Annotated in this window: 21 protein-coding genes; 14 read left to right on the top strand and 7 right to left on the bottom strand. The window is 70.3% G+C overall.

Annotated features, from left to right (window positions below; genetic code table 11):
- Window positions 1-73 precede the first annotated feature (73 nt).
- Window positions 74-1,192 carry a hypothetical protein gene (locus ACWCPI_RS30395; RefSeq protein WP_451041171.1) on the top strand — a complete coding sequence of 373 codons (1,119 nt, stop codon included), beginning with the start codon at window positions 74-76 and terminating at the stop codon, window positions 1,190-1,192.
- A 125-nt stretch (window positions 1,193-1,317) separates the two neighbouring features.
- Here the strand turns inward: ACWCPI_RS30395 and ACWCPI_RS30390 are convergent, their stop codons facing one another.
- Window positions 1,318-2,187, bottom strand: coding sequence for a nuclease (locus ACWCPI_RS30390; protein ID WP_451041170.1), 870 nt, complete (start codon window positions 2,185-2,187; stop codon window positions 1,318-1,320).
- A gap of 772 nt (window positions 2,188-2,959) precedes the next feature.
- On the opposite strand from ACWCPI_RS30390, the gene ACWCPI_RS30385 reads away from it, so the two are divergent.
- The 5 genes from ACWCPI_RS30385 to ACWCPI_RS30365 all read left to right on the top strand — a co-directional run bounded on the left by ACWCPI_RS30385 (window position 2,960) and on the right by ACWCPI_RS30365 (window position 13,644).
- On the top strand, window positions 2,960-5,143 hold the full coding sequence (locus tag ACWCPI_RS30385) for a hypothetical protein (protein ID WP_451041169.1): 2,184 nt from the start codon (window positions 2,960-2,962) through the stop codon (window positions 5,141-5,143).
- Window positions 5,144-5,321: 178 nt separating this feature from the next.
- On the top strand, window positions 5,322-5,495 hold the full coding sequence (locus ACWCPI_RS30380; RefSeq protein ID WP_451041168.1) for a hypothetical protein: 174 nt from the start codon (window positions 5,322-5,324) through the stop codon (window positions 5,493-5,495).
- Window positions 5,496-6,010: 515 nt separating this feature from the next.
- Complete coding sequence (locus ACWCPI_RS30375) at window positions 6,011-7,330, top strand: CHAT domain-containing protein (RefSeq protein ID WP_451041167.1); 1,320 nt, start codon at window positions 6,011-6,013, stop codon at window positions 7,328-7,330.
- A 521-nt stretch (window positions 7,331-7,851) separates the two neighbouring features.
- Entirely contained in the window at window positions 7,852-8,529 is a 678-nt protein-coding gene (locus ACWCPI_RS30370) for a hypothetical protein (protein ID WP_451041166.1), read from the top strand.
- Window positions 8,530-8,718: 189 nt separating this feature from the next.
- Window positions 8,719-13,644 (top strand): hypothetical protein, encoded by a 4,926-nt coding sequence (locus ACWCPI_RS30365; RefSeq protein WP_451041165.1) that lies wholly within the window; start codon window positions 8,719-8,721, stop codon window positions 13,642-13,644.
- Between the two features lie 84 nt (window positions 13,645-13,728).
- Here the strand turns inward: ACWCPI_RS30365 and ACWCPI_RS30360 are convergent, their stop codons facing one another.
- Window positions 13,729-14,316, bottom strand: coding sequence for a helix-turn-helix domain-containing protein (locus tag ACWCPI_RS30360; RefSeq protein ID WP_451041164.1), 588 nt, complete (start codon window positions 14,314-14,316; stop codon window positions 13,729-13,731).
- Window positions 14,317-14,435: 119 nt separating this feature from the next.
- Here ACWCPI_RS30360 and ACWCPI_RS30355 point away from each other — a divergent pair, with 119 nt between their 5' ends.
- From ACWCPI_RS30355 to ACWCPI_RS30325, 7 genes are all read left to right on the top strand, one after another.
- The gene (locus tag ACWCPI_RS30355) at window positions 14,436-15,908 is read left to right on the top strand and encodes an MFS transporter (RefSeq protein WP_451041163.1); all 1,473 of its coding nucleotides are present in this window, start codon (window positions 14,436-14,438) and stop codon (window positions 15,906-15,908) included.
- Window positions 15,909-16,016: 108 nt separating this feature from the next.
- On the top strand, window positions 16,017-16,634 hold the full coding sequence (locus ACWCPI_RS30350; RefSeq protein WP_451041162.1) for a dihydrofolate reductase family protein: 618 nt from the start codon (window positions 16,017-16,019) through the stop codon (window positions 16,632-16,634).
- A gap of 5 nt (window positions 16,635-16,639) precedes the next feature.
- Window positions 16,640-17,482, top strand: coding sequence for an alpha/beta fold hydrolase (locus ACWCPI_RS30345; protein ID WP_451041161.1), 843 nt, complete (start codon window positions 16,640-16,642; stop codon window positions 17,480-17,482).
- Between the two features lie 314 nt (window positions 17,483-17,796).
- Complete coding sequence (locus ACWCPI_RS30340; protein ID WP_451041183.1) at window positions 17,797-18,144, top strand: STAS domain-containing protein; 348 nt, start codon at window positions 17,797-17,799, stop codon at window positions 18,142-18,144.
- Complete coding sequence (locus ACWCPI_RS30335; protein WP_451041160.1) at window positions 18,141-19,070, top strand: anti-sigma factor RsbA family regulatory protein; 930 nt, start codon at window positions 18,141-18,143, stop codon at window positions 19,068-19,070. Before ACWCPI_RS30340 ends, ACWCPI_RS30335 begins: the two co-directional genes overlap by 4 nt.
- Before the next feature lie 232 nt (window positions 19,071-19,302).
- Window positions 19,303-20,157, top strand: coding sequence for an RNA polymerase sigma factor SigF (locus tag ACWCPI_RS30330; protein WP_451041159.1), 855 nt, complete (start codon window positions 19,303-19,305; stop codon window positions 20,155-20,157).
- 201 nt (window positions 20,158-20,358) lie between these two features.
- The gene (locus ACWCPI_RS30325) at window positions 20,359-20,514 is read left to right on the top strand and encodes a DUF6131 family protein (protein WP_451041158.1); all 156 of its coding nucleotides are present in this window, start codon (window positions 20,359-20,361) and stop codon (window positions 20,512-20,514) included.
- A 201-nt stretch (window positions 20,515-20,715) separates the two neighbouring features.
- Here the strand turns inward: ACWCPI_RS30325 and ACWCPI_RS30320 are convergent, their stop codons facing one another.
- Entirely contained in the window at window positions 20,716-21,141 is a 426-nt protein-coding gene (locus tag ACWCPI_RS30320) for an ATP-binding protein (RefSeq protein WP_451041157.1), read from the bottom strand.
- Window positions 21,142-21,352: 211 nt separating this feature from the next.
- On the opposite strand from ACWCPI_RS30320, the gene ACWCPI_RS30315 reads away from it, so the two are divergent.
- Window positions 21,353-21,715 (top strand): STAS domain-containing protein, encoded by a 363-nt coding sequence (locus tag ACWCPI_RS30315; protein ID WP_451041156.1) that lies wholly within the window; start codon window positions 21,353-21,355, stop codon window positions 21,713-21,715.
- 101 nt (window positions 21,716-21,816) lie between these two features.
- Here the strand turns inward: ACWCPI_RS30315 and ACWCPI_RS30310 are convergent, their stop codons facing one another.
- From ACWCPI_RS30310 to ACWCPI_RS30295, 4 genes are all read right to left on the bottom strand, one after another.
- Window positions 21,817-23,028, bottom strand: a complete 1,212-nt coding sequence (locus ACWCPI_RS30310; RefSeq protein ID WP_451041155.1) for a hypothetical protein — start codon at window positions 23,026-23,028, stop codon at window positions 21,817-21,819.
- Between the two features lie 116 nt (window positions 23,029-23,144).
- A complete protein-coding gene (locus ACWCPI_RS30305; RefSeq protein WP_451041154.1) occupies window positions 23,145-24,374 on the bottom strand; it encodes a hypothetical protein in 1,230 nt (409 codons plus the stop codon).
- A gap of 7 nt (window positions 24,375-24,381) precedes the next feature.
- A complete protein-coding gene (locus ACWCPI_RS30300) occupies window positions 24,382-24,786 on the bottom strand; it encodes a hypothetical protein (RefSeq protein ID WP_451041153.1) in 405 nt (134 codons plus the stop codon).
- A 388-nt stretch (window positions 24,787-25,174) separates the two neighbouring features.
- Entirely contained in the window at window positions 25,175-25,468 is a 294-nt protein-coding gene (locus ACWCPI_RS30295) for a hypothetical protein (protein ID WP_451041152.1), read from the bottom strand.
- Between the last annotated feature and the right edge of the window lie 13 nt (window positions 25,469-25,481).

Here is a 25,481-nt window from a genome sequence, read left to right as displayed (position 1 = left end):
TGGTGCTCCCCGGCGTCCGGCCCTTGACAGGCTGGGCTCTCCGACGATCTGGACGGCGAACGGGGGACGACACATGACAGTGGCTCAGGGCATCGTGGCGGCGATCGCAACAGCCCTGGTCGGAGTGCCCTTTGTGGGAGTACTCGCCGTGTGGGCGACAGGGGACACGGAGGCAGGTGAGAAGCAGCTCCCGTCCAGCCCTCCCGCTCGGCCCGGCACGACAGCCGGGCGCGTCACCCTGGAGAAGGACACGACGGACACAGACAGTGGCTGGGACAGCGAGGCGACGTCGGGTTGCTGCATGCTCCTCGTCGTCGCCGTGGCCATCGTCCTGGTGGAACTGGCAGTGGCCGACCCCGGACCCGACAACGGCTGCGTCTGGGCGATCGCCGCCCTCTGCGTGCTGATGGTGGCGGCGGTACCGGTCGTGCGGTACGCCAAGGGTGTACGCGGTCTGCCGCTGGCCGTGCACGTGTCGGGCGCGCTCACGCTGGCAGCGGTGTGCGGGGGCGTCGGCGCCCTGGTCACCGAGCCACGGGCGCACGGACCGGCGTGGATCCTGATCATCGTCGCCGGTGCCGGTGCGGCCACCACCTCCGTTCTGGCTCTGGTCCGGGCTCAGGTGACGCTCACCGTCGTGCCGGTCGCCGTCGCCGTACTGACGGCCGTATTCGGTGCGGTCTCAGATTCGGTCCACGACTCGGCCGGCTACGCCATGCGCTACGGACACCCCGTGCGCATGGCGTTGCCCGCCAGCTGCGCGGGCAACGAGGAAATGGCGTGCGGGATCACATGGAACCAGCCGGACAGCGGCCCTTCCTCCGTCTTCGAACACGGCCAGCAAGTCACGGTCCACTTCAGCGCGGAGGGCTGGTCCCGCTACGGGCGTTACTACGCGCTCTACGGTTTCTACGAACCCGGAGACGACAACGACCCGACCCTGGTCACCCTGGACACCCGGGCCATCGGGGACGACGCGTACGTGACCATCGGGTACGAAGCCAACGCTCTGACCTCTTTGGGCCGGTTCCGTCTGCCCGGGGTGCTGTGGGCGACCCTGCCCCTCCTCCTGCTCCCACTGGCGGTGCACCTGTTCCTCGTCAGGGACAGGGCGACGCAGCCCCTGCGGCGGCACCGGATGTGGCCTGCCGGATCGGCAGCACCGGTGACCGAACACGGCGAGCGGACGTGAGCGCCGGACGACCGGCTGCCCCGGTCACGGCAGGCGGCAGCCGATCGCACCTGTCCTTGAGCCACCCGGCTCGCACAGGCCCGAGTCAGCCTGATCGGCACATCTGTCGGAGCCCGCGGCGTTGGTCACTTCTCGTCGAAGACCAGGTCCTCGGGTGTGTGGGTGAGCCGTACGGTATTGCCGTTGGTGATGTCGACGACTGTGTCGAGTGCCGTCCACTGTCCGGTGGAGAGGATGAAGAGCCGGTCGTCCCGCTGCTCCAGGTAGTCGGGGAAGCCGTCGAGTGCGGGGTCGCCGTCGTTGAGCTGGAGGTAGTCGGCCAGGCGGCGGAACAGTTTGGGCCACAGCACTGCGGCGTCGGTCAGGGTGGACATCCCCTCCACCTTCACACCGCTCTGCGTCTGGTCCTTGGACCACAGGCCGTTGCCGCCCTGCCGGGCCTGCTGGGCCGCAGCGGTCATCTCCTCGCGCAGGTCGACGAAGAGCTTGCGGTAGAAGGTGGGGAAGGCCAAGCCCTCGGCCAGCTGGTGGTGGTTGGCCGTATCGCGCAGATGGCTGGTGGTGACGTTGATGAAGGTGCCGCTGCTGCCCGGTGCGTCCGTGCCGCGGCCGGCGAGGGCGACACACCGCCCGTGGACGTCGGCATTGCGGGTGAGGATGTAGCCGGGCCGGGACTCCGGGGTGCTGCTGGTGACGATGCCGTCGGCGTTTCGCTGCACGTCCTCGAAGCCCAGCCAGGACAGCAACTCGTCGGCGGCTTTGTCGGCGAACGGCGCCGGCTGGTGGAGCTCGGGGCCTCGGGGCGGGCGGTAGTGGGTCTCCAGGGTGTCGATGCCGTCGAGGCGGAGTTGTGCGCCACCGCTGCGGTTGCGCCGCACCCGCCGCCCGCGAAGGAGGTCCCACTCATCCGGATCGTGGGGGTAGAAGCGGACGGAATCCCCATCGGGACTCGCTCCTATGATCTTGTACGTGCCCTTGATCAGCAGCATCGGCATGGCGTCTCCTCGCGGTCGCGTTCTGGTCTCACCGTGACCCACCGCCGGTGTCCGTGCAGCGCGATTGGTCCGGATGGGTATCAAGCCCGTTCACTTGGTGGATCGGCGGACCAGAACCCTGCTTACTCAGGTCGCCGACGGTGCACCTGATCGGTCCCAGCAGCCGCAGCTCCATCGACGCCGCTCACGCCACCGGCGGGAAGGTGACGTCGCGGGGCTCCCATGCAGCCGGTGGTGCGCCTCCGCCTCAGGCGTCCGGCTCCCGCGCGATGCCGCACACGCCGCGGGCGATCGGCGGCGAGGACGCCTTCCCGGAGGGAACGTCATCCCACAGCAGCTCAGCCGCCCCGCCATGCTGCCCGGCTCCCCTGCCCCGACGCACCCTCGTTTCCCTCGACCAAGGACATGGAGGCCCCCGCATGATCACGTCGCCTTGCACAAGCATGCGACCGCCCTGTGGCACCTCGGCAGAGTCCTGGGCCGTTTGTACCCGGCAAGCCGCTCGGCGCAGTAGTCGCAGTGGTCGAGGACTGACATCAATGGCTGCTTCCTCCTGTGGTGTTGGACCGGGTGAGTATCCGGAGGAAGGCCTGAGCTGCCGTGGATGGGGAGCGTAAGTCGCCTACGTCTTCCCTCACTTACGCCTTCCAGTGGTGCGCAAACCCTGGTCAATCCGCTTTTCTGCGCATTGACGTGCTTACGCGGCACCTGGACGGTGGATCGGCCGGGAGCCCGGGTGACCCAGGCTCCGCCACGTATGGGGGAGGAAGGCATGTCCGCTGACCAAGACCGTGATGTCAGGTCGTCCGCTGCACAGGCCCTTGCGGGTGATGCGGCCGGTGCCGCGGCCGGCGCGTCGGGGCCCCCGCCCCGGCCGCGCAGCGGTGTCTATGTGCTGGAGGTACCGCGGCCGCGCCCCTGGCCCTGGCCGGGCCCGGAGCTCCCGTCGGCCGAGAGTGCGCCGGAGGCGGACGGCGGCCCGGGCAGCCCGCTCGCTGCCGCGCCCTCGCTCCGGATACGCGAGATCCTGCGTGTCGACCTGGACGGTCTGGCCCCCACCATGGTCCTCAGCGGTACGCGCTCCCTGCTGATAGGGGGAAGCGTGACCTGGATCGCCCCGGTGAGCTGGGACGACAACCGGCTCGTCTGGGCGGGAGAGATCCGCTACCGCGACGGCGCCGCGTTCCTCGTGCCGCACACCCATGTCCGGTTGGAGCTGTCCTCCCGGAGTCAGCGCACGGTGCGAGTGACGTTCACCGGTGGTGGCGCGTCCGACGCGACGCGGACGTACGTCTTCCAGAAGGCGGCGTTCCGGGAGGTCGGCATCGAGTACGACTGCGTGAGCGACGCGACCGCCGTCACCTCGTACGACCTGCGGGCGCACCCCAACCGGCCCGCTGATCTGCCGAACGAGAGGCTGACCGTCGAGGACGTCTTCACCCGGCTGGGGATCGCCGTCACGAAGACCGGCGGCGACGACGTGGTCCCGATCGTCAAGGCGGGCTCCGACGCGCTGTGGAGCGACATCGAGATGCACGACGCGATGCAGGTCCACTGGTCCCGCTGGGTCGACGCTCCGCAGTGGCAGCTGTGGACGCTGTTCGCGGGACAGCACGAGATGGGTCCCGGCCTCGGCGGCATCATGTTCGACGACATCGGCGCGGCCCAGCGCCAAGGCTGCGCGATCTTCAGCAATTCCTTCATCTCCGACCCGCGGCCCGGCGATCCGCACTCCGACCAGGCCGTTCAACGGCTGCGCTTCTGGACCGCCGTGCACGAGATCGGGCACTGCTTCAACCTCGCGCACTCGTGGCAGAAGGAACTCGGCAACCCGTGGGTGCCGCAGACGAACGACCCGTGGGCTCTGAGCTTCATGAACTACCCGTTCATCTACCCGCAGGGCGGTGAACCCCGCTTCTTCTCGCTCTTCCGCTATGTGTTCAGCCAGAGCGAGCTTCTGTTCATGCGCCACGCGCCGGAGCGCCTGGTACAGCCTGGCGCCGCCCCGTGGTTCAGCGAGCATGCCTTCGAGGAGTTCCGGGAGACGACACCCCACGCCCTTGAACTGACCCTCCGGGTCAACCGGCCCTCGCCGCGATTCGAGGCGCTGGAGCCGGTGGTCGCCGAGGTGAAGCTCAAGAACACCTCGACCGTGCCCATCGCCATCGACCGCAACACCCTGACCACTGACGAACTCGCGGTCATCATCACCCGCGCGGGCAAGCCGGCCCGCCAGTGGCTGCCCTATGCCCGCTACTGCCGCCGGCCCGACCCGTGCCTCCTCCAGCCGGGCGAGTCGCTGTACGCGCCGCTGTTCCTCAGCGCCGGTCTCAACGGGTGCGATCTGGCCGAACCAGGACACTACGAGATACGCGCGTTCCTCAGCAGCGACTCGGGCACCATCCTCTCCGCGGCCCTGCCCGTCGAGGTACGACCGCCCACCAGCCGGGAAGCAGAGCGCTTGGCCGCCGACGTCCACACCGACGAGGTCGGCAGGGTGCTCGCCTTCGGCGGCAGCCGGGGTCACGCACCCTCACTCGAACACGCCATCGATGTCCTGCGTGATGTCGTGGAGCGGATCCCGGACAGCGCCCTGGCAGTTCACGCCGCCGCGGCACTGGGCCGTACCGCGGCTACGCCCGGCCGCGTCCTCCTCCAGGACCCCCACGACCCTCGCAGCAAGGAGTTCATGGCCGTCGAGCCCGACCTCGCGCAGGCGCTCCCCCTCCTCAAGAAGGCGTACGGAGCCCCGGACGCCGCGGCCGACACCCTCGGGCACATCGCACTGGCCCAACAGATCCACCAGACCGCGCTCGCGTTGGCCCCGGCCGACGAGGTCCCTGCCGAAACGAGGAGGGAACTCACCACCGGCGTGGCCGACAGCCTGCAGGCACGGGGAGTCCTCGCCTCGGTCGTGGAGAAGGTACGCGCAGACGCGGCACACCTGTCTGAATAGGGGATGGCTGCCCGGTCACCATGCCCGTGTCGCATGCGGGATCGAGTTCGCTCCGAGCGGGTGTGGCCGCTCGGAGCGAGGTCCATGACCCGGAAGGGACATCACGCACCGCCGGGTGGACGCTTGGCACAGCGGCGCCAACCGAAGTGGGAGGCGCCCGATCGGGGGCGGAGGGGCAATGACCCTGATTCAGTTCTTCATCGGCTTGACCGCCATCAGCTTCTTGGGCCTGGGCCTGTTGGCGTGGAAGCTGCCGGACCAGCGGAAGGAACTGCTGAGGATGATGGGAAGCATCGTCGGTGTGAGCCTGCTCGGACTGCTGGTGTCATCGACACAGGCCATTCGCTGGTGAGCGGTCGCGGCCCGTCCGACATTCCCGTGCCTTCGTGGTCCCGGACGCGATCGACAAGCCATGGGTCCGGGCGGCCGGGCAGCGGGTGGCGCCCGGGTTCCCTGCGCCCTCTGAGCAGTTCGGCCACCGGCAGCCGCCGCGCCGGACAGGGCGGCCACTGTCTCCCGTGCGTGTCGGCTCCGCCGCGAGCGGCGTGCTGACCTCGATACGCGCTTTCACGCCGCAATGGCCGTTCGCGCACCCGCTCATCCCTGTCGTGCCGTGTCTGCCGGTGGTCGTCATCGGCCCGCCGAGGCTCGGCGCACGCTTCTCCGCGATCCTCAACCCGGTTCCTCGACACCGCCCCGAAGTGCGAAGGAGGAACCGCGTATGCGCGGGAAAACCGGCCGCCGGCGTGCGGGACTCCCTAGGCTGGCCGGAGTGGGGCCCGGCGTGCCGACCAGCCTCCGGGACGAGGAAGGGGGCACTGCGTGGCGGAGGCCGAGACGAGTCCGGGCGGGCCCGTGGACCGGCGCATGGCTCTGGCTCGTGAGTGGGACGGCCTGATCGAGCGGGTGCGCAAGCTGGAGGGGTTCGAGGACTTCCTGCGCCCACCCCGCCTCGAAGGGCTGTTACCGGCCGCGAGCGGCGGCCCCGTCGTCATCGTCAATGTCAGTCGATGGCGGTGCGACGCGCTGATCGTGACCGAGCAGGGCGTACGTGACCGCGCACTGCCCGATCTGACGCTCCATCAAGCCACCGAGTGGACCAACACGTATCTGGACGTCCTCCATGCCGCGGAACTAGCCCGGCACGACCACCAGTTGAAGCGGGACTCGGCCGAGAAGGACCCGAACCCCGTCACGATCCGGGCCGAACTCCATGCGGCAAGGGCCGTGTTGGAGGCGGAGAGCCGTACGGACGAGATGCTCACGACGTTGCAGAAGGACCTGTGGGACAGCGTTGCCGGGCCCGTTGTCGACGAACTGGATCTGAAGCGGGTCCCACCCGACAACGCGCCCTGGCCCCGGCTGTGGTGGTGCCCGACGGGGCCTCTCACCCTGCTCCCCCTCCACACTGCCGGACACCACACCGAGGCAGCCGGTGAGGAAGTCCCCCGTACGGTGCTCGACCGCGTCGTGTCCTCGTACACGCCGACGCTGCGCGCGCTGCTGGAGGCGCGCGCCGGACGGGTCGCCGGCGGTACCCACATCGGTGACGACACCCCGTCGGCGAGCTCCCCCACGGGTGGGACCGTCGCCGACGAACGCATGCTCGTGGTCTCCGTGGACGACGCTCCGGGCCAACCCCGGTTGCGCAACGCCGCAGCCGAACGCGACGCGCTCACGGCGCTCCTTCCGCCCGAGCGCCGCACCCTCCTGGAGGGTCCTGCCGCCACACGTGCTGCCGTAGACGTCGAACTCGGCCGACACCGCTGGGTGCACTTCAGCTGCCACGGCGACCAGGACCTCGCCGAGCCGTCCCGCGGAGGTCTGCTGCTGCATGACGGGATGCTCGGCATCGCCGACCTCGCCGCCCACCGGTTCCGCGGGGACTTCGCGGGTCTGTCCGCCTGCAAGACGGCCGTCGGCGGAGTGGACCTGCTCGACGAGAGCATCACACTGGCGGCCGCGCTGCACTACACCGGCTACCGGCATGTCGTCGCGGCCCTGTGGTCCGTCGACGACGAGGTCGCGGCACGCGTATTCAGCGCGCTGTACAGGGACGTCATCGGCGACGGACGCCTGCGGTCCGAGGCCGCCGCACCGGCTCTTCACCGGGCCGTACGGGCTCTACGGGACGACGCGCCCGACCAGCCCCGGCTATGGACACCCTTCACCCACATCGGGCCGTAGAGGCCCCGTACCGGATCCTCGCAGCGCCTGGGCCCGGTGAGGGCCCCTGCCACACACACGGGAGGAATGCCCATGTCCGATGGTTTGTCGGATCCCCGGCCCGCCCCGAGCTCGGCGCCGCGGCCGCCGGCCCCGCATGTGTCCCCACCTCCTGAGGAGCCGGGTGGGCCCGGCGCACTTTCCGGGCCGGAATCGGCCGGTCGGGATACGCCGGGGGATCCCGAGCTCTACGAGGAGGTCACGCACCCGTCCTTCGCCGAGCAGGCGACCTCCTTCGTCGCCGTCACCACCCGTGGTGGGGTCATCCTCAAGGGTCCCTGCCCACGGTGCGGCGATCCGATGGACTACCCGTACGTCAGCAGTGTCGTCCGGTCCTTTTGGCGCCGGAGGCCCGAGCAGGGGGCAGCGGCTGAGCGCGCCGTCGTGCGCATGATCTGCACATGCTCCGTGTTCCATCCCGGGCGTTCCGAGGGGCAGGAAGGCTGCGGCGCGTACTGGAACGTCGTTCTGGAAGTGGGACCGTGACCCCCCGCGTGAGGCCGGGCCCTCCGGCCGGCCCCGCCGACCAGGTGGCCGCACGACAGGACTACCAGTTGGTCAAGGACTCGCTGCCGCGGGTGCGGGCTGCTGCACTCGCCTGGCGCAACGGTGTCGGCGCCCTGCTGGCGGGCCTGATCGGTTTCGGGCTGCTCAAAGGCCGTACGGACGTGAGGCAGTTGGCCTCGCCGTACGACGCGGTGGTCGGTCTGCTGCTCCTGGTGGCTCTGCTGGCCGGAACGGCAGCGGCCGTACTGCTCCTGCGCGCCGCCCACGGCCGTCCCGCGGCGACCACGGTCGAGGAGTACCGGGCCCACAGCGGGGGATCTGCGCTCGGCGCCGACCACACCGAAGCCCTCCGCGCCGCGGGCGCGCTGTTCTGGGGTGTGGTGTTGTCGCTCTCCTGCACCGCGCTGCTCGTCACAGCCGTGGGAGTGACCTGGTACGGCCCTGCCAAGAAGGGTCCCGTCATCGAGGTCACCACTCCCGCCGGCGCCCGCTGCGGTGAGGTGGTCCGGATGACCGCGGGGCGTCTGACCCTCAAGACCGACAGCGGCGAGGTGACGATCGATCTGACCCGTTCCGACGGCCTGCGGGCCGTCGACTCCTGCGCACCCGGAGCATCGTCGATGGGAGAAGTACGGCCGCCCGTAGCGGCCTGACGGGGTGCGAGCACTTTGTGACGGAGGCCTGCGCCCGCGTGCGCGCTCCGCTACTTTCTGTCCGGGGACAGCCGGAATCAACCTGTCCATTCGGTTCCGGGGCGGGACATCACGCTTGTCGGACTCGCGAGCTGACCGAGGGTGGGCTCAGCGTGCGTGTGTCCCGGTCGAACGAGGGGGGCTCGGCGTATGCGGGACGAGGCGGAACGGTTGCTGTCGGAGCTGCGGGCTCGGGTGGACCGCTGGGCGCAGGGCGCCGACCCTGCGGAGGTGCTCGACGAGCAGGCTTCACGAGATTGGGAACGTCTGGTCGCGATCGCGCAGGCCGCCTGGCCCGGGGCACCGCCTGTTCGGGCGGTGGTCGTGTTCGCCGAGCTCCTCCGGTGCCGGTACTCCGTCGATCCGGAGAGGCGTATCGGCGATATGTACGCCAGCACCGGTCTGTTCGCCCTGATCTATGCACGCGACCCCGGGAGCGTCCCGGAGCAACTGCGCCCTTTCATGGCCACGAGCGTGATTGCCAGTTCCGACCCGGACGCATGGGGGCCACTGGCCGCGAGCGCGATCCTCGGACATCCGGCTCCGCGGAGTGCGGCGGACAGACGGCCCACGTTGACCGACGGAACGGACCGCGCCGCCTTCCTGTCCCGGTGCGGCAACCACGCCGGCGAGTTGTTCGAGGAACTGCGCGTAGTGACCGATATCGACGACTCGGTCCGCCTCTGCCGTGCCGCCGTCGAGGTCGCCGCTTTTGACCACCCCCATCGGGCGGCGCTGCTGCAGAACCTCGCGGTCGGTCTGAAGACACGTGCGGAGCACACACGGTCCCTCGACGACCTGAGGCGCTCGATCGACGCAGGTCGAGAAGCTCTCGCCGCATGTGCCGACGACAAGACCGTCCGGACGACGATCCTGACGAGCCACGGCACCGCCCTGCAGCACCACTTCGAGTGGACCGGGCGCCTCGACGACCTGCAACAGGCCATCGGCCTCTTCGAGGAGGCCATCGACCTGCTGGAGGACGGCCCGCACCGGGCGAAGGCCCGTTCGTTGCTGTCGACCGCGCTACTGCGGCGCTGTGAGACGACCGGGAACTCCGGTGATCTGGACCGCGGTGCCGCCCTGGGGCGCCAGGCCCTGGACGGACTGCCGGCGGACGATGTGGGCCGGCCCGCCGTGCAGGGCAATCTCGGAGTAGTCCTGCGTACCCGCTACGAACGTTTCGGAAAGCAGGACGACCTCCAGCAGGCGATCGAACTGCTCCGGGGCGCGATCGACTCCATGCCCGCCGACCACCCCGATCGACCCGCGACGCTCGCCGACCTGGGCAACGCCTACGTCAACCGGTCCGTGCTCCGGGCCTCGGCCCAGGACCTCGACGAAGGCATCACGCTGCTTCGTGAGGCGGCTGATCTGGTGTCACCGGCAGACCAGGGGTGGTACTCCCGTCTCGGCCAGCTGGGAGGCGCTCTGTACCGGCGGTTCATCCGCCTTCACGAACTGCAGGACATCGACGACGCGATCCACGCCCTGCAGACAGCGGCCGACACCGTGCCGAGCACACACATCGACCGGCGGTCCATCCTCAACACGCTGGGGTCGGCGCTGCAGGTGCGCTACACGGTGACCGAGGGTCCCGAGGACCTTGAGCGGGCTCACCGGACTCTGCTGGAGTGCCTGCGCATCAGCCCGATCGGCGGTCCCGACCACGCCGGCGTGCTGTCCAACCTCGCCTCGACGCTGTATCACCGAGCCGGTCGCAGTGGCCGTCCCGAAGACCTCACCCAGGCGATCGATGCCGTCCAGTCAGCGGTGGACACCATCGCACCCGAGAGCCCTGCCCGGCCCGCCATGCTCGTCAAGCTGAGTCTTCTCCTGCGCTCAAGGTTCCACGCCGAAGACCGCGCCGATGATCTCGACCGGGCCATCGACGCCGCCCTGGCAGCACTGCAGACACCGGTCTCCGAACGGCCCGACCGCACCTACGAGTTGATGGCGGCGGCCCATGCGCTCACCGACCGATTCGCTCGGAACGCGACCGCCTCGGACGCGTTCTCCGCTGTCGGGCTTCTGCGGGAGGTCGCACGCAGCCCGACGGCCGACGTGTCCGCCCGGCTCAGCGCCGCCCGGTCCGCCGGCGATCTCATCACCCTCATCAGCGGGCAACCCGGCGCGGCGGCGGACGACTACGACGTGGTGGAACTGCTTCCGCTGCTCGCCTGGCACGGGCTGGGGCGGTCCTCCCGAGAACGTCTGCTGAGCCACTGGCCCCGGTTGGTCTGCGAGGCGACCGCCGCCAGTACCGACGCCCGCCGGATCGGGCACGCCGTGGAACAGCTTGAGCAGGGCCGTGCGGTGTTGTGGAGCCAACTCCTCGCCACTCGCGGTGATCTTACGAGGCTCCGGGCCGAGCACCCGGAGCTCGCAGAACGGCTCACGGACATCCGCGATGAGCTCGATCGGGTACCTCCCGCATGGTTCGAGCAGGCACCGGTCGTCCCGGACTCTTCCTCTCCTGCCCACCGCCCTGAGGCACCGCGTATCCCTCCCGACCCCCTCGGCCGGGGTCTTACGGAACCGGACCCTGCCGCCTCGGCATCTGGGCCGTGCCCCGCAGACGGAGAGCAACTGCGTGCCCTCACCGAGGCAGTCAACCGACGGGTGCGCGTCTACGTCACACGGCACGATCCGGGGCCGGTTCTCCACGCGGAGGCGACCGAAGAGGCCCTGAAGATCCTGGAGCTCGCGGGCAAGACCGGCGAGGACCCCGTGGATGCCGTGACGGCGCTGCACGCGGTCGCTTGGCTCCGCTGGCACCGAGGCCGGCAACTGCCCGAGGAGCAGGCCGCGAAGGAGACGTCGGCGGCACTCGAACTGTTCCAGGATGTGTGGGGAGTGGGCCTTGAGGACGTCGCACCGGGTCTGGTGGGCGCGGAGACCGCTGCCCTGCTGAGGGAGCCGCACCCTGAGACGGATTCCTTGCAGCCAGCCGATCCTCCGGCCGTCCTGAGGATCTCGGAGCGGGCGCTGCGCACCCGGGATCGCGTGGGCCTGGCCCGGGCGAGTGCCGATCTCGGGCGGCTGGCCCGATGCATCGACGAGGACGACCCGTTCCGTCCCCTCTGTTCGACTCACGCCAGCAGGGTGCACCTGTCCCGGTTCGGGGAGTCCCAGGAGGATGCGGATCTGAACGAGGCCATCCGGTGCGCCCGTGGCGTGGTCGCCAGTGGGAAGAGCCCCGTCCTCAGGCTGATGGGACTGTCCGTGCTGGGCGACGCCCTCCTCGCCGGCTTGGAAGCCGGCGGCGCGTCCGCCGGCGACATCCGCGCCTCTGACGAGGCCGTGGATCTCTTGCGGGAGGCTGTCGCACTCGCGAAGTCGGTCGAGGACGATCAGTCGCGGAAGAGGCCAGAGCACGAGGTGACGGCACACCGCGGGCGGCGCCTGAGCTCTGTCGCGCAACTGGCACGCGCCCTGATGGCGAGGTACCGCTCACGGGGCGCCGAGTCCGACCTCGATGAGGCGGTCAGGGTGTGTCTGACCATGTTCAGCCTGTTGACGCCCGACCGTCCGGACCATCCGGGAGCCCGGCAGGTGGTCTCCTCGGTACTGGAGGAGGTGAACAAGCGGTCGGACCACCCGGGCCGCCTGGAGCAGGCCCTCTTGCTGTGCCAGGGACTGATCACCCTGACCGGCATGCCGATGCCGTCCGAGACGACGACGCAGGACGGGGCGGTGAGCGGCCCTGGGGTGGCGGGAGCGGGCCGAGCGCCCGCTGAGGACGAGTCTCCCGTCTGGCCGCCGGACGACCTCCCGGCGGCCGCCACGTACGCGACCGATCTGGCCTTCGGGTCCGCGGCCGTCGCGGCGACCGTTGTCGACGACAGCGATGCCGATCGCTATCTGACCACCGTCGGGCGGATCTGCCGGACCGGAGGGGTGGTGCTCGTGCGGAAGCGCCCTTCTGTTCTGCGCGAAGAGGAACGGGGCGGGGCGTCAGGTCCCATGGACCTCGAATGCCTTGTGGAGTCCGTGGGTGACTGCGCGGCCGTACCGCTGAGCGTCGTCTCCGGCCTGCCCGCCGGCCTCGCCGGCCTGCCGGACGGCGCGTTCTCACCGCTCGTCGGGGTTGCGGTCTTCCCTTGCCTGCTCGCCGGTGTCGCCACCATCCGCACTCTGCTGTCGGACAGCGGCGTGGTCGTCCCCGATGGACTGATGCGTCGGTCACGGCCTGTACGCGCCGATTTTCGGGAGTGGGCGCACCTGTGGGCGCCGGAGAACGGTGAGGAACCGGCCGCGAGTGTCATGGAACGACTGCGCCGGGGCGACGGACACGGCGTGCTCGCCTACGCGGTGGCCGAGCTGTTGGCGACCGGGCATCGCAACGGCGCCCTGCACGGCGACGCGCGCTGGGAGAACTTCGGGTGGGTTCCGGAGCGCGGCAAGGCCGTCATCATCGAGCACGACGCGCGCTTTCTGTGCAGGCCACCGACACCAGCCCAATGCGCGACGGACCTGGCGCCCATGTTCCCGTCGTTGTCACCCTCGGCCTGGCGCGCGTTCCGGCTCGGCTACCTTCACCACTGGCCTGAGGGAAGAAGCGTGATCGACCTTGTCGAGTACGGCGACACCACGGGGTGGATGCGGGCGATGGCTCGGCAGGACATGCCCGCGGCCGCGGCCCTCCTCAGCAAGGCGCTCGACCGGTGTCCGCCGAGCGACAAGGTCGGCCAGATGGTGCTCATTGCGAATCACGCGCAGGCTCACAGCCGCATCGGCCGGCATGACCAGGCATGCGCCGGCGCCGAGGCCGCCTGGAAGGCCAGTCGGGCCCTCGCACCGGACTTCACCCCTCTGCTGGCCCTCAACGCGGGGCTGGTGAGGCTCCGAGCCGGTGACCGTGCTGCGGCGACCCAGACGATGCTGGCCCTGACCATCGGCATCACTCCACCCCACGTGTCGGAGCTGGCCATGCGTGTGATCAACCACCTGTTCCCCGGCACCGGTGCCCCAGCGCCCCTCCCGGACGATGAGGAACTGCCCTTCATCGCCAGGAAGGGCAACGATCTCTTGCCCATGGCACCCTTCGGCCAGGGTGACCGGGACGATCGATGATCATGGCGTACCGCGACGACGTCGTGGGCACCGTCGAGCTCGACCAGGCCCGGCAGCACACCGTCACACGACCGCCGGACAGGCTCAGGTGTTCACCGCGTGGGCCGACGGGCCGGTGCGGATGACAGCCTGGTCGCCGTGCGGGCCGAACAGGTGCAGTATCTCCACCGCGTCCGTTCCGGCGGGACCGAACCAGTGCGGCTCGGTGGTGTCGAACTCGGCGACCTCGCCCGGCCGCAGGACGACCTCACGTGAGCCGAGGACGAGGCGGAGTTCACCGGCGAGCACGTACAGCCATTCGTAGCCGGAGTGAGTGACGAGCTTCGGTTCGCGGTGCGCGAGGACCTGCTTGAAGACCTGTACGCGGCCCGGGTATTGCGTCAGCGGTACGAGAACGCTGCCGCGTCCGCGGCTGCGGGGTTGCAGATGGACGCGTGGGTCCCCGGTGCTGGGAGCGGCCACGAGCTGGTCCAGAGCGACGCGGTGCGCGCGGGCGAGCGGGATGAGCAGGTCCAGTGTCGGGCGCCGTCGGCCCGATTCCAGACGCGACAGGGTGCTCACCGAGATGCCGGTGTCGTCCGCGACCGCCTCCAGGGTGAGCCCGCGGTCACGCCGTAGCGTCCGCAGCCGTGGCCCGATGCCGTCGAGTATCTCCGCCAGTTCAGCGTCCATGACCGCCCGTCCGCGCCCCGTGCCGTTTTGCAGCCTTCGCAAAAATTGTAGGCCGCCGCGCTTGCTGCCCCCGAGCCTGAGCTCGCAAAAGATCCCGGCTCGACCGAAGGGGAGCCTCCATGGCGACCACGACCCTGTCCGCCCCACCATCCTCGCTAGGCGCCCGTCGGCGCTGGACGGTGCTCGCCGTCTGTGCACTGAGCATGTTCCTCGTGGGAGTGGACACCACCATCGTGAACGTGGGCCTGCCCGAGATCGGGCACGGCCTCGGCGTCAGCACCCGAGGTCTCGAATGGATCGTGGACGCCTACACCGTGGTCCTGGCGAGCCTCCTGATCGTGTCCGGCGCGCTCGCGGACCGGTTCGGACGGCGGCGGGTCTTCCAGTGCGGCCTGGTCGTCTTCGGCCTGGCTTCACTGGCCTGCTCGCTGGCACCCTCGTTCGGTGCTCTCGTCGCCGCGCGGGCCGTCCAGGGGATCGGGGCCTCGATGCTCAGTCCCGTGGCGCTGGCGATCGTGGTGAACGCGATGCCCGACCCACGAGAGCGGGCCCGGGCGATCGGCATCTGGGCGTCCGTCTTCGGACTCAGCATGGCCGCGGGCCCCGTCACCGGCGGAGCGCTCATCGCCGCGTTCGGCTGGCGGTCGGTGTTCTGGATCAACGTTCCGGTCGTGGTCACCGCGCTCGTCCTGGTCGCCGTTTTCGTACCGGAGTCACGCGGGCCGCGCGCCCGGCAGCTGGACCTGCGCGGGCAGGCGCTGCTCACTGCGGCCCTGTTCCTCACCGTCGGCGTCCTCATCGAAGGCCCCCGCCTCGGCTGGGCCTCACCGGCGGTGCTCACCGGCTATGCCCTGATCGCCGTCACCGTCGCCGCCTTCGTCCGAGTCGAACTCCGCCGGTCCGAACCCCTGATGGACCTCCAGCTCTTTCGCCGGCCGGCGTTCGCCACAGCGGTGCTGGGCGCGGTGGCGGTGTTCGTCGCGCTCAACGTCAGCCTGCTGCTCACCACGTTCCACCTCCAGCACGGCCGTGGCTGGACTCCGCTCGCCGCGGGCACGGCGACCCTCCCCATGGCCGTCGGGGCCACTTTGTGCGCGCCTTGGTCCGGTGTCCTGGTGGGACGTATGGGGCCGCGCCGCCCGCTGCTCCTCGCCGGCGCGTTCATCGCCGCCGGGGGCCTGAGCCTGGTGGGCCTGGACCAGGACACCGGCGTGGCGCTGCTCGGACTCGCCTACCTGCTCATCGGCATCGGCTTCGGCTTCGCGAACGCCCCGCTCACCAACACCGCCGTCGGCGGACTCCCGCCGTCGAGAGCGGGAGTGGCCGGGGCGATCACTTCCACCGCACGACAACTCGGTTCGGCAGTCGGCATCGCCGTCGCTGGAGCCCTGGTCACCGGGGTCGCGCCGACGGGGCTCGCACGGGCCTCCCGGGCGGGATGGCTGATCGTGACGGCGTGCGGACTCTTCCTGTTCGCCGTGGCATTCGCCGCGGCACGTACCCCGCGCGCCCCACGGACCACGGCCAAGGCCAAGACCACGACCACGACCACGACCACGACGACGACAGGCAGGGAAGACCCCCGGCGGTGACCGAGCGTCCCAGGTCGGCCCCCTCGGTCGTCGTGCGCGCGATTCCGCACCCGCCACACCTCTCACGGTGGGCGATGAGTTTGGGCGGCCGATCGGGTCTGCCCTGGCATGACTCGAATCATCGCTGACATCTCGGTCTCTCTCGACGGCTTCGTCACCGGGCCCGACCCCGGCCCGGACAACGGTCTGGGCACCGGCGGCGAGGCCCTGCACACGTGGGCGTTCTCCGACGACCCCGACGACCGCCGGGTGCTGCGCGAGGGGACCGCCCGCTCCGGCGCTGTCGTCCTCGGCCGCCACCTCTTCGACATCGTCGACGGGCCGGGAGGCTGGGACGACACGACCGGCTACGGCGCCGGCGAGGTCGGCAAGCCCGCGTTCTTCGTCGTGACGAGTTCGACGCCGGAGTCGGTGCGGACGGCCGACCTCGACTGGACGTTCGTCACCACCGGTCTGCCCGACGCCGTCACCGCCGCACGCGAGCGGGCCCGGGCGGCGTCGTCCGACAGCGGCAAGGACCTCGACGTCATCCTCATGGGCGGCGGCGCCACGATCGGCTCGGCGCTGGAGGCCGGGCTCGTCGACGCGCTGACGTTGCACCTCGCGCCCGTCGTGCTGGGGGCCGGGACACCACTGTTCACCGGTGCAGCGCCACGCACGCTGGTGCAGCGCAGCGTGAGCCCGACATCGACGGCGACGCACCTGATCTACGACGTCGTCCGGTGATCCCGATGACCACCGTCAACGCCCATGGAGTCACCTTGGGTATCGAGTCGTTCGGTGACGGCGACGCGCCGCTCGTCCTGCTCGCGGGCGGGACGACGATGCTCTCCTGGCCCGACGCGCTGTGCGAGCGGCTCGCCGCCGGTGGGCGCCGTGTGGTGCGCTACGACCTGCGCGACAGCGGGGAATCGACGACGACGTGTCCCGAGGCGCCCGCCTACACGCTGCGCGACCTCGCCGCCGACACGGCGGCCCTTGTCGACGTGCTCGGCGGAGGGCCGGCGCACCTCGCGGGGATCGGCGTCGGCGGGATGGTCGCCCAGGTGGCCGTGCTCGACCATCCGGGCGCGTTCTCGGCGCTCACCCTGGTGGGCACCCGGCCGGTTGCCCCGGGCCCGCCCGACGATGACCTCCCCGACCATGACAAGGCGACGATGAGCCGGCTGTTCGCGCGCCCGATGCCCGATTGGACCGACCGCGAGGAGGTTGCCCGGTTCGCCGCCGCCGGCGCGGACATCCTGGGCGACGACCCCGTCGCCGCGAGCGCGGCCGCCGCGCGTATCTGGGACCGCACGCCCGGCACCGCTCCCCCGGTCCAGATGGCCAACCAGCTGGGCACGGTGTTCGCCACGCTCGACTGCACACCCCGCTGGCGCGAGCGCCTGCCCGGGATCGAGGTCCCCACACTCGTCGTCCACGGCCGCCGCAACCGGTTCTTCCCCGTCGGCAACGGCGAGGCGATCGCACGCGAGATCCCCGGGGCACGCCTGCTCGTCCTGAAGGAGGCCGCCACTGCGATCCCCGATACGGCGGTCGGTGAGGTCGCCGAGGCAATGCTCGCGCTCGGATAGAGGATGGCGGGTGCCGCCCGGGTCCGGCCTCCAGTGCTCCGTGTCGAACGTCGTGGTCATCGGGGAGGCGCGGCCGCACCCGCCGCACCAAGCCCGCTGGCACAAGTCGCCCCGTCCACTTGGTAGGTGCGCGTCGAGCCGTGGAGATCGGTCGTGAGCCTTCAAGCATGCTTCGACCTGTTCGGGCAAGACGGTCCACGGCGACGACACCGACATCGACGGGCCGGGTTAAGCTCCCTGGCTGGGAAGAGGCCGCCCAGCCCCGCGTCCGGGGAGCAGACGGTCGGGGACTATCGATGGGACCGCGTGTGAGTATGGCGCACGAGGGTGGGGGGCCCGCTCCAGTACCGGGCGGCGCCGTACTGGAGGTGAGACCGTTGCCGGGTCGTCCCGGAATTCGTGTCAGTGGCGAGATCAGCGCGTCCACACTCCCGTCCTGGGAGCGGGCACTGACCGAGCTGGCCCGGCGGCACACTGACGTGTCCTACGTGGAGTTGTCAGAGGTCGGCTTCGTCGACGTGGCGGGGGTGTCCGCGTTCGCGGTCACGGCCATGAATCTGGCGGACGGACGGATCGTGGTCGAGGAGCCGCCTCCCCATCTGCTCCGGGTGCTGGAGTTGTTCTGGCCGGGTCTGCCGGGGATCGAGGTGGCGCCGCGATGAGTACAGGGACCGTCGACGATGTGTTCTCCCACCCCGCGCTGTTCTACCGCACCGAACAGGAGTACGCCGAGCAGACGGCGTCCTTCGTGCGCGAGGGCCTGGTCGCGGGTGAGCCGGTGGCGGTGGCAGTGCCCGGACCCAATCTGAAGATTCTGCAAGCCGCTCTGGGTGCGGACGGCCAGGGCGTTATGTTCCTGGACATGACCGAGGCGGGCCGCAATCCGGGGCGCATCATCCCCCGCGTGCTCAGAGGGTTCGCCGATGCCCATCCGCAGGGGCGTGTGCGGATCATCGGAGAGCCGATCTGGGCCGGGCGCAGCCGAGTGGAGTACCCGGCGTGTGCGCAGCACGAGGCGTTGATCAACGCGGCTTTCGTGGGGCGGGCGGTGACGATCCTGTGTCCGTACGACGCGTCCCGGCTGGACGCGGACGTGGTGGCCGACGCGCGTCTCACTCATCCGACGGTCATCGAAGGGGGCGTGGAGGCCGCCAGTGAGGGCTACGACTGGCAGGCAGTCGTAGCCCGCTACAACGAGGCACTCGTGCCGGCCGCGGACGCAGCCGCCTTCTCCTACGCTTCGGGCGAGCTTTCCGCCGTCCGCCACTTCGCCGTCGAGCAGGCCGCACGGCTGGGTCTCGCCGGGCAGCGGCTGCAGGACGCGGAGCTGGCGGTCGCGGAGCTGACGACCAACAGCGTCCGCCACGGTGGCGGACACGGGACACTGCGGGTCTGGGGCGAGGCAGGACAGGTCGTGTGCGAGGTCCGCGACAGCGGGCGCTTGACCGACCCCCTCGCGGGCCGCAGGCCACCGGAGCCCGGGCAGATCGGCGGCCGGGGCTTGCTGCTGGTCAACTATGTGGCCGACCTCGTGCGGGTGCAGACGACGGACCACGGCACGGTCGTCCGTTTCTACCTGGCTCCGTGAAGCTTCTACCCGGCCCTGTGAAGCGCCCGTGGCCGTGGCCGCCTCGGGCGGCGGCCACCTCGACCGGAGTCGCGTGCGCAGGTCGAGCGGACACCGAAGCCGACGCCGTCGCGGCCTCATGGACGGAAGATTGACATGCGTAGGCATGGTCGGCGGAAGTCCGGGTAAGCGCGCTTCGTCGCTTCACGTGGCGACAGAGCAGGTCAGGCGGACATACAGGGAGGGAACGGACGTGACGGTGGTGACGGTGTCGAAGACGGGGTCCGTCCGGAGCACGGCTGCGCCCTTGCCGGAGGTCGCCGAGCCGGCGAAGGTCGCGCCCAGGGACGCGCGGGAACTGTCGAAGCTGTTCCTGCGGCAACTGGCGGTGCTGGAAGAGGGCACGCACGAGTACCAGTACGCGCGCAACACGCTCATCGAGATGAACATGTCCCTCGTGCGCTATGCCGCCGGAAGGTTCCGCAACCGGAGCGCGGACGAGCTGGAGGACATCGTCCAGGTGGGCATGATCGGCCTGATCAAGGCGATCGACCGGTTCGAGCTCTCCCGCGAGGTGGAGTTCACCTCGTTCGCCATCCCTTACATCGTCGGGGAGATCAAGCGGTTCTTCCGCGACACCTCCTGGGCCGTGCACGTCCCCCGCCGCCTGCAGGAGGCGCGGGTCGAACTCGCCCGTGCCACGGAGGAACTCAGCTCACGGCTGGGCCGCACCCCCACCGTCGCCGAGCTGTCCCAGCTGATGAACCTCTCGGAGGAGGAGGTCCTGGAGGCTCGGGTGGCCGCCAACGGCTACAACTCGGCCTCCTTGGACGCCACCATCGGCGGCGACGCGGACGGGGAGACGGTACTGGCGGATTTCATCGGTGCCGATGACGCGGCGATGGGGCTGGTGGAGGACTTCCACGCGCTGGCCCCCATGATCGCGGAACTGGATGAGCGTGACCGGCGGATCATCCATATGCGGTTCGTGGAGGAACGCACCCAGGCCGAGATCGGCGAACTCCTGGGCATCTCCCAGATGCACGTCTCCCGTCTGCTCTCGCGCACCTTGGCCCGGCTGCGCAAAGGCATGCTCACCACTGACTGAGCGCTCGGCCCGGCAGGCGCCGGAGTTCGCCCGGCGCCGCCGCGGTCCCAGCGGTCGACAGCGGGCGGCCGCAGCCGAAGCTCCGCCGCCCCCCGCCCGCTGAGCGTCCGCGCCAGGGGCGGCGCAACGGAGCGCAGCCCTTCCCAAACGGGGCGTTGCGGTCCACAGTGAAAGCGGTACTACTCCGCACAGGAGGCGGTCATGCTCCTCATCGGCATCGTCCTGCTTGTCGTCGGATTCATCACCGGCATATCGATCCTGTGGACGATCGGCCTCATCCTCGCGGTCGTCGGCGCGGTCCTGTGGATCATGGGCTCCATGGGGCACGCGGTCGCGGGCCGCCGACACTACTGGTGACCTGGGCCCACGGGCCGGAGCGCACCGTCGTTCCGCATGGTCACCGCATGCCGACGGTGTGACGGAGCAACACGTCCCGATTTCCCGACGCCTCCACGCCCCACGAGCGGCACCCGCCTTCCCCCGGTTGCCACTCCCCACGAGCGCGCCGGAGCTGTGGGGTGGGGGGCGCCGACTGCCGCTGGTGACAGCGGTCTCCTGTCATGCCTCCAAGGGGTCGTCGGGCAGGGCGATGCGGACTGTGATCCGTTTGCCGACCGGCTCTCGCTGGACCTCGAAGCCGTGCGCGACGGCCATGACGATCTCCAGGCCGTGCTGGCCGACTCTCCCCGGGTCGGCGGCCCGGGCCACCGGGAGCACGGGATCACTGTCCCATACGACCACCTCCAGCATCGCGCCGGAGATGCGCAGTTCCATCAGCACCGGCCCGGGAGCGTACTTGCGCGCGTTGGTGACGAGTTCGCTGACCACCAGCTGGGTCAGGTCCATCGCGCGTGTGGACATCAGCAGGCCCTGCTCAGCCCCCGCACGAGTGAGGAAGTCAACCGCATGGTGCCGTGCCTGAGCGATGCAGGATCCATCGCCGTCCAGCACGACGGTGTCCTGGATCGAAGGGGTGCCGGGCACCGCGCTGCTCTCCCCTCGACGGCCGATTCCGCCTGCTTCATCGTCGTTTCCCCCGTTCACCTGCCAGCGCGTACCCCGCACCACGCCTCACATGCTCCTGAATCCGGCCGAAAGTCTCACGACTGTTCGCCGTGGCATCGGGGCAGGCTGCCGAAGTACGTTCTGCAGCAAGCCCGAGCACCGATCAGCGAGCGCAGTCGAAGGAACAGCCGTGACCAACGCCCACGGAGCAGCCCGGTCCGGCCGGCTGTCGATCGACCACACCACCGTCGACGGCATCCGGGTGTTCACCCTGCGCGGGGAGATCGACCACACCGCCAAGGACGAGCTCAGCGAGGCTCTGCTCCCCGACGGGGACACGACCGCCCGGACCGTGGTCGACCTCAGCGGCGTGACCTTTCTGGACTCCAGCGGCATCAACATCCTCATCGCCGTCCATCAGAGGATGAGTGACGCGCAGGGCTGGCTGCGAATCGCCGGTGCCACGGATCCGGTGTCGCGGGTCCTGCAGCTCGTCGGCCTCGACCAGATCGTCTCCTGCCATCCCACCGTCGAGCGGGCCCTGGCCGACTGACTCCCCGCACGCCGGCGGCCCCGGCGGAGGGGCCTGGCGCGCACCTGCGGAGCGCGCCGGGCGAGGGATCAGGGCCCCAGGGGCCGCATCCCAGCCACCGCTCACTGCGTCGAACCGTCGGCGTAGGTGATCTCAGGCTCCGGCGGCGCCTCGGAGCCGGTCAGGGCGGCGCAGGTGCGGGCGAGGGTCAGTACCGATGTCTCCTCGGTGGTCACGCAGGCCAGGAGTCGACTGGCCGCCATGCCCGTGGGTGAGGAGGCGCCGTCCGCCCACCGCTTGCTGGTCTCGACCCGCTGCCTGGTCATCGTGATCGTGCAGGTACGCGACCGGGGGCCCTCGTCGCAGCCGTACCAGTAGGGCGTCTTGTGTGCCCGGTAGTAGGGGTTGTTCTGCTCGGCGAGGTCGCCCATCGGGTTGGGGTTGGGGCCGCTGACGGCGGCCCGCAAGGTGATGCGATCGCCTTCGCGCATCGTGAAGCGGCACTCCCGATCGGTGGTCGCGTTGGTCGCCGCGGCGCAGCGTACCGGTGTGCCGGTCACGTGCACCGCCCAGCCGGTGAAGAGCCCGACCGTGAAGGGGTGTTCCGGGCGTGCGGACGTTTCCGGTGCCCCGGGGGTGCTGGGCACCGTCACCTTGCGGGCTTCATGCTCCGTCGGCACCATCAGTTTCCGCAGTACCGGGGCGAGTGCGGCGGATGTGCTCGCAAAGCGTGGCGCGGGAGCGCCCACAGCGGCAGCGAGGCGGCTGAGGTCGGCCCGCTCACCGGCGGGCACCTTGTAGCCGACGAACCTGAACTCCAGCTCAAGACCGGCGGACTTCGCGTTGTCGTGCGCCTCCCTGAGGAGGGCACGCTGATCGGACGTGCAGGCATCCCTGCCGCTGCTTGTGACCACGATGATGCGGTTGCTCTTCTCCCCCCGGAACGGGTAGAGACCGTCGAAGTCCTGGATCACCGCGGCGATTCCGCTGCCCAGCGTCGCCTGTCCGCCAGGCGTCAGCCGGCGCACGGAGTCGGCGATCTCGCGTCCGTGGCCGGTACCGCTCCCGACGATCTGCGACGTGTTCCCGGGGGCGCCGCAGTCGCCTCCGAACCGGCGCAGCGACAGGGCGTCGCCCTCCCCCGCGTTCTGGGCAGCCGAACCTACGGCGCCGGCCACGGCGGCGAAGTCGGCTCCCCGGCGTGCTGCGGAGGCAGGCACGGGGACGGACGCGTCCACGAGGAACGCGGTGCGGTGGTCCGGCACGGAGCGGTACACGAAGAACGCGGCGGCCGCCACGAGCAGCGCGAACACCGTGATCAGCGATGTGATCACCTTGCGTCGCCGGGATGTTCGCGGTGCCCCTGCCCCTGCGGGCGCCCCGGCACCGCCGGCAGCGACCGCCTCCACGCCCCTCCCGTCCTCCGCGCCCTGGGCGGCCCCCCGGCCCGTCACGAGGCGACCGGGGATTCGGCGCGCAGCTTGGCGAGTGTCATGTTCAACGCTTCGACCTCCGTGTTGTAGGCGTCAGCGGCCTTCACGTAGGCCGCCCTCGGGCCCGAACTCCCGGCGGGTGAGGACCGTTCGGCGTCCAGCAGTTCACCGGCGGCCGCGATGACACGCCGTTGCCGGTCACGAAGCCGTGCGGCGCGCTCGTGAATGCCGCGTTCGGTCGGGTTCTTGGTACGGCCGGCCAGGTCCTCGAAGACCGCGCTGACCCGGGCGTCCGCCCCGCGAGCCGTACGCAGGTGCTCATCGGCGGCGTCGAACCGGCCTTCGTCGATCGCCCGCACGGCCGCGTCGACTTGTTCGACCGCGGGATTGAGCGCGTCGACGACCTTCCGGGCCCCGAGAAGGACCGGCTCGTCGTTGGCGTACCAGTCCACCGCGGCCTCCAGCTCCTGTGGCGTGTCGGCCAGCACCGGATCCGGGGCTCCGGTGCCCGCGGCGATCCGACGCAGCGGGTCACGCTGTGCTTTCGGCACCTGATAGCCGATCATGCGGAACTCCAGGCGCAGCCCTGCCGCACGGATCCGGTCGCGGATCTCCTTCTCCACGAAGGCGATGTCGTCGTCACAGGCGTCCGCTCCGTGACGCGTGATGACGATGACGCGGTTCATCTGGGTGGCAGCGAGGTCGAACGGCCGTGAGAAGTCCTGCACCGCCTCCACGATGCCGCGCACCAGGGTGGGTTCCCCGGCGGCGCGGATGCCGTCGGTGGCACGGACGAGTTCCTGCCGGTTGTCGGTGGCGAAGTCGGCCAGGCGCCGGGTGTTGTCGCTCTGCCCGCACGCACCGCCGAAGGCGCGCAGGGACAGCGCGTCACGGTCCCCGGAGTTGCCCACCGTCGTCCGTACAGCGGCGGCGACGTCAGACGCTCCGCGGGGGTCCGCGCCCTTCGCCGCGTCCACGAGGAACTGTGTGCGGTAGGTGGGGGCGATCTCCGGAATGACCCACCGCGAGTAGATCGACCACCCGCCGGCGATGACGGCCAGGCAGAGGAGCACGGCCAGGAGCACCTGGACGCTGCGCGGCAGTTGTACGAGGTACTTGATGAAAGTGTTGCGCTGGCGTATGCGGCCGGTGCCGACGATCACGCCTTGAGCGCCGCGCAGATCGAGGGGCAGCCGCCCGTCCGGATCCGGCTGGAGGTCCTGGTCGCCGACGGTCCGGCCGCTCATGTGGCCGTCACCCGGAGAAGTAGTTGGTCTGCCGCGCATGGTCGCCCGCTATGAATCCCTGAGCCTGGCGGGCATCGATGTGGAGGGTCCGCTGGTCGGTCTGTACGCCGGGATGGGTCAGTACGAGGACCGCCCGCGCGGCGTCGGTCAGCTCCGGGTCGCGGTCGGCATGCGCCGCGACCAGGGCACGCACCAGGCCTTCGTGGTGGCCGACCGGGTTGGTGAGGTAGGCGTCCAGCACCTCCGCCCGCGCCTGTTGCCCCTCCGGGCCGCCTTCGCCGCCCGAGAGCTTCCGGCGCACCGCGTCGCACAGCGCCTGGTAGGAACCCTGGACCGCGCTGGACGCCGCACCGGATATGCCCGCGACCCCGCCCGCCACGAGTGCGGTGGTGACCAGAGTGACAGGGTCCATGAGCAGAATTCCTTCCCCACGACAGCCAGGCGCGCGGAAGGACGCGCCGAACGCTCACGGTAGGAAAACCGGGCTCTCCATGGGCTTCTTTCGCAAGACTTACCGGTATAGATACTGAATTACTGAAAACATGATCATTTTAGGCAATACTTGTCGTGATCATCGAGGCCCGAGGCCGACAGATGAGTTCTGCCGTGCGTCGTCGAGCGAGTCGCATGGCCGTGATGCCGGCGGCGTCGGCGGGGGCGACAGCCAGGTGACGGGTCCGGCGCGCACGTGGGGTGGACGGGCGGCGTCCCCGGGCCGCGGCCGGCCTGGACGCACACGGCAGCAGGCCCGCGCTGAGCGCGGGCCTGCTGGTGGTCCGGCGGGCCGGGAGTCGGTCCGGTCAGCGGTCGATCCAGTAATGGGTGATCGTGCCGGCGCCGCAGGTGGCGTACTGGTAGCGGGCGTCGGTCTCCCAGCCGCTGTAGTAGTGCCTGCCGTCCGTGCACTTCACCCCGACGCGCCAGGCCGAGCCGGCCGAGCACCATCCGCGCGCCGTCTTGCTGCTGATCTTCGTCGTCGAGCACGCCAGGGCGCCCGCTCCGTCGCTCGGTGCGGCGTTCGCCGTGCCGGCGAGGCCGGCTCCGGCGAGCGCTCCGGACAAAGCGACCGCGGTGAGTGCCGCAGCAATGCGCATGTCCGTGCTCGCC

Source organism: Streptomyces sp. NPDC001920 (assembly GCF_053594495.1).
The sequence above is the reverse complement of the archived record's forward strand: the minus strand, read 5'-3'. Positions and strand labels throughout refer to the sequence as shown.

What these genes read in the sequence shown, in the direction of transcription:
- ACWCPI_RS30395 (WP_451041171.1), top strand. Translation starts at nt 74, where the DNA reads ATGACAGTGGCTCAGGGCATCGTGGCGGCGATCGCAACAGCCCTGGTC.
- ACWCPI_RS30390 (WP_451041170.1), bottom strand. Translation starts at nt 2,187, where the DNA reads ATGCCGATGCTGCTGATCAAGGGCACGTACAAGATCATAGGAGCGAGT.
- ACWCPI_RS30385 (WP_451041169.1), top strand. Translation starts at nt 2,960, where the DNA reads ATGTCCGCTGACCAAGACCGTGATGTCAGGTCGTCCGCTGCACAGGCC.
- ACWCPI_RS30380 (WP_451041168.1), top strand. Translation starts at nt 5,322, where the DNA reads ATGACCCTGATTCAGTTCTTCATCGGCTTGACCGCCATCAGCTTCTTG.
- ACWCPI_RS30375 (WP_451041167.1), top strand. Translation starts at nt 6,011, where the DNA reads ATGGCTCTGGCTCGTGAGTGGGACGGCCTGATCGAGCGGGTGCGCAAG.
- ACWCPI_RS30365 (WP_451041165.1), top strand. Translation starts at nt 8,719, where the DNA reads ATGCGGGACGAGGCGGAACGGTTGCTGTCGGAGCTGCGGGCTCGGGTG.
- ACWCPI_RS30360 (WP_451041164.1), bottom strand. Translation starts at nt 14,316, where the DNA reads ATGGACGCTGAACTGGCGGAGATACTCGACGGCATCGGGCCACGGCTG.
- ACWCPI_RS30355 (WP_451041163.1), top strand. Translation starts at nt 14,436, where the DNA reads ATGGCGACCACGACCCTGTCCGCCCCACCATCCTCGCTAGGCGCCCGT.
- ACWCPI_RS30350 (WP_451041162.1), top strand. Translation starts at nt 16,017, where the DNA reads ATGACTCGAATCATCGCTGACATCTCGGTCTCTCTCGACGGCTTCGTC.
- ACWCPI_RS30345 (WP_451041161.1), top strand. Translation starts at nt 16,640, where the DNA reads ATGACCACCGTCAACGCCCATGGAGTCACCTTGGGTATCGAGTCGTTC.
- ACWCPI_RS30340 (WP_451041183.1), top strand. Translation starts at nt 17,797, where the DNA reads ATGGCGCACGAGGGTGGGGGGCCCGCTCCAGTACCGGGCGGCGCCGTA.
- ACWCPI_RS30335 (WP_451041160.1), top strand. Translation starts at nt 18,141, where the DNA reads ATGAGTACAGGGACCGTCGACGATGTGTTCTCCCACCCCGCGCTGTTC.
- ACWCPI_RS30325 (WP_451041158.1), top strand. Translation starts at nt 20,359, where the DNA reads ATGCTCCTCATCGGCATCGTCCTGCTTGTCGTCGGATTCATCACCGGC.
- ACWCPI_RS30305 (WP_451041154.1), bottom strand. Translation starts at nt 24,374, where the DNA reads ATGAGCGGCCGGACCGTCGGCGACCAGGACCTCCAGCCGGATCCGGAC.
- ACWCPI_RS30300 (WP_451041153.1), bottom strand. Translation starts at nt 24,786, where the DNA reads ATGGACCCTGTCACTCTGGTCACCACCGCACTCGTGGCGGGCGGGGTC.
- ACWCPI_RS30295 (WP_451041152.1), bottom strand. Translation starts at nt 25,468, where the DNA reads ATGCGCATTGCTGCGGCACTCACCGCGGTCGCTTTGTCCGGAGCGCTC.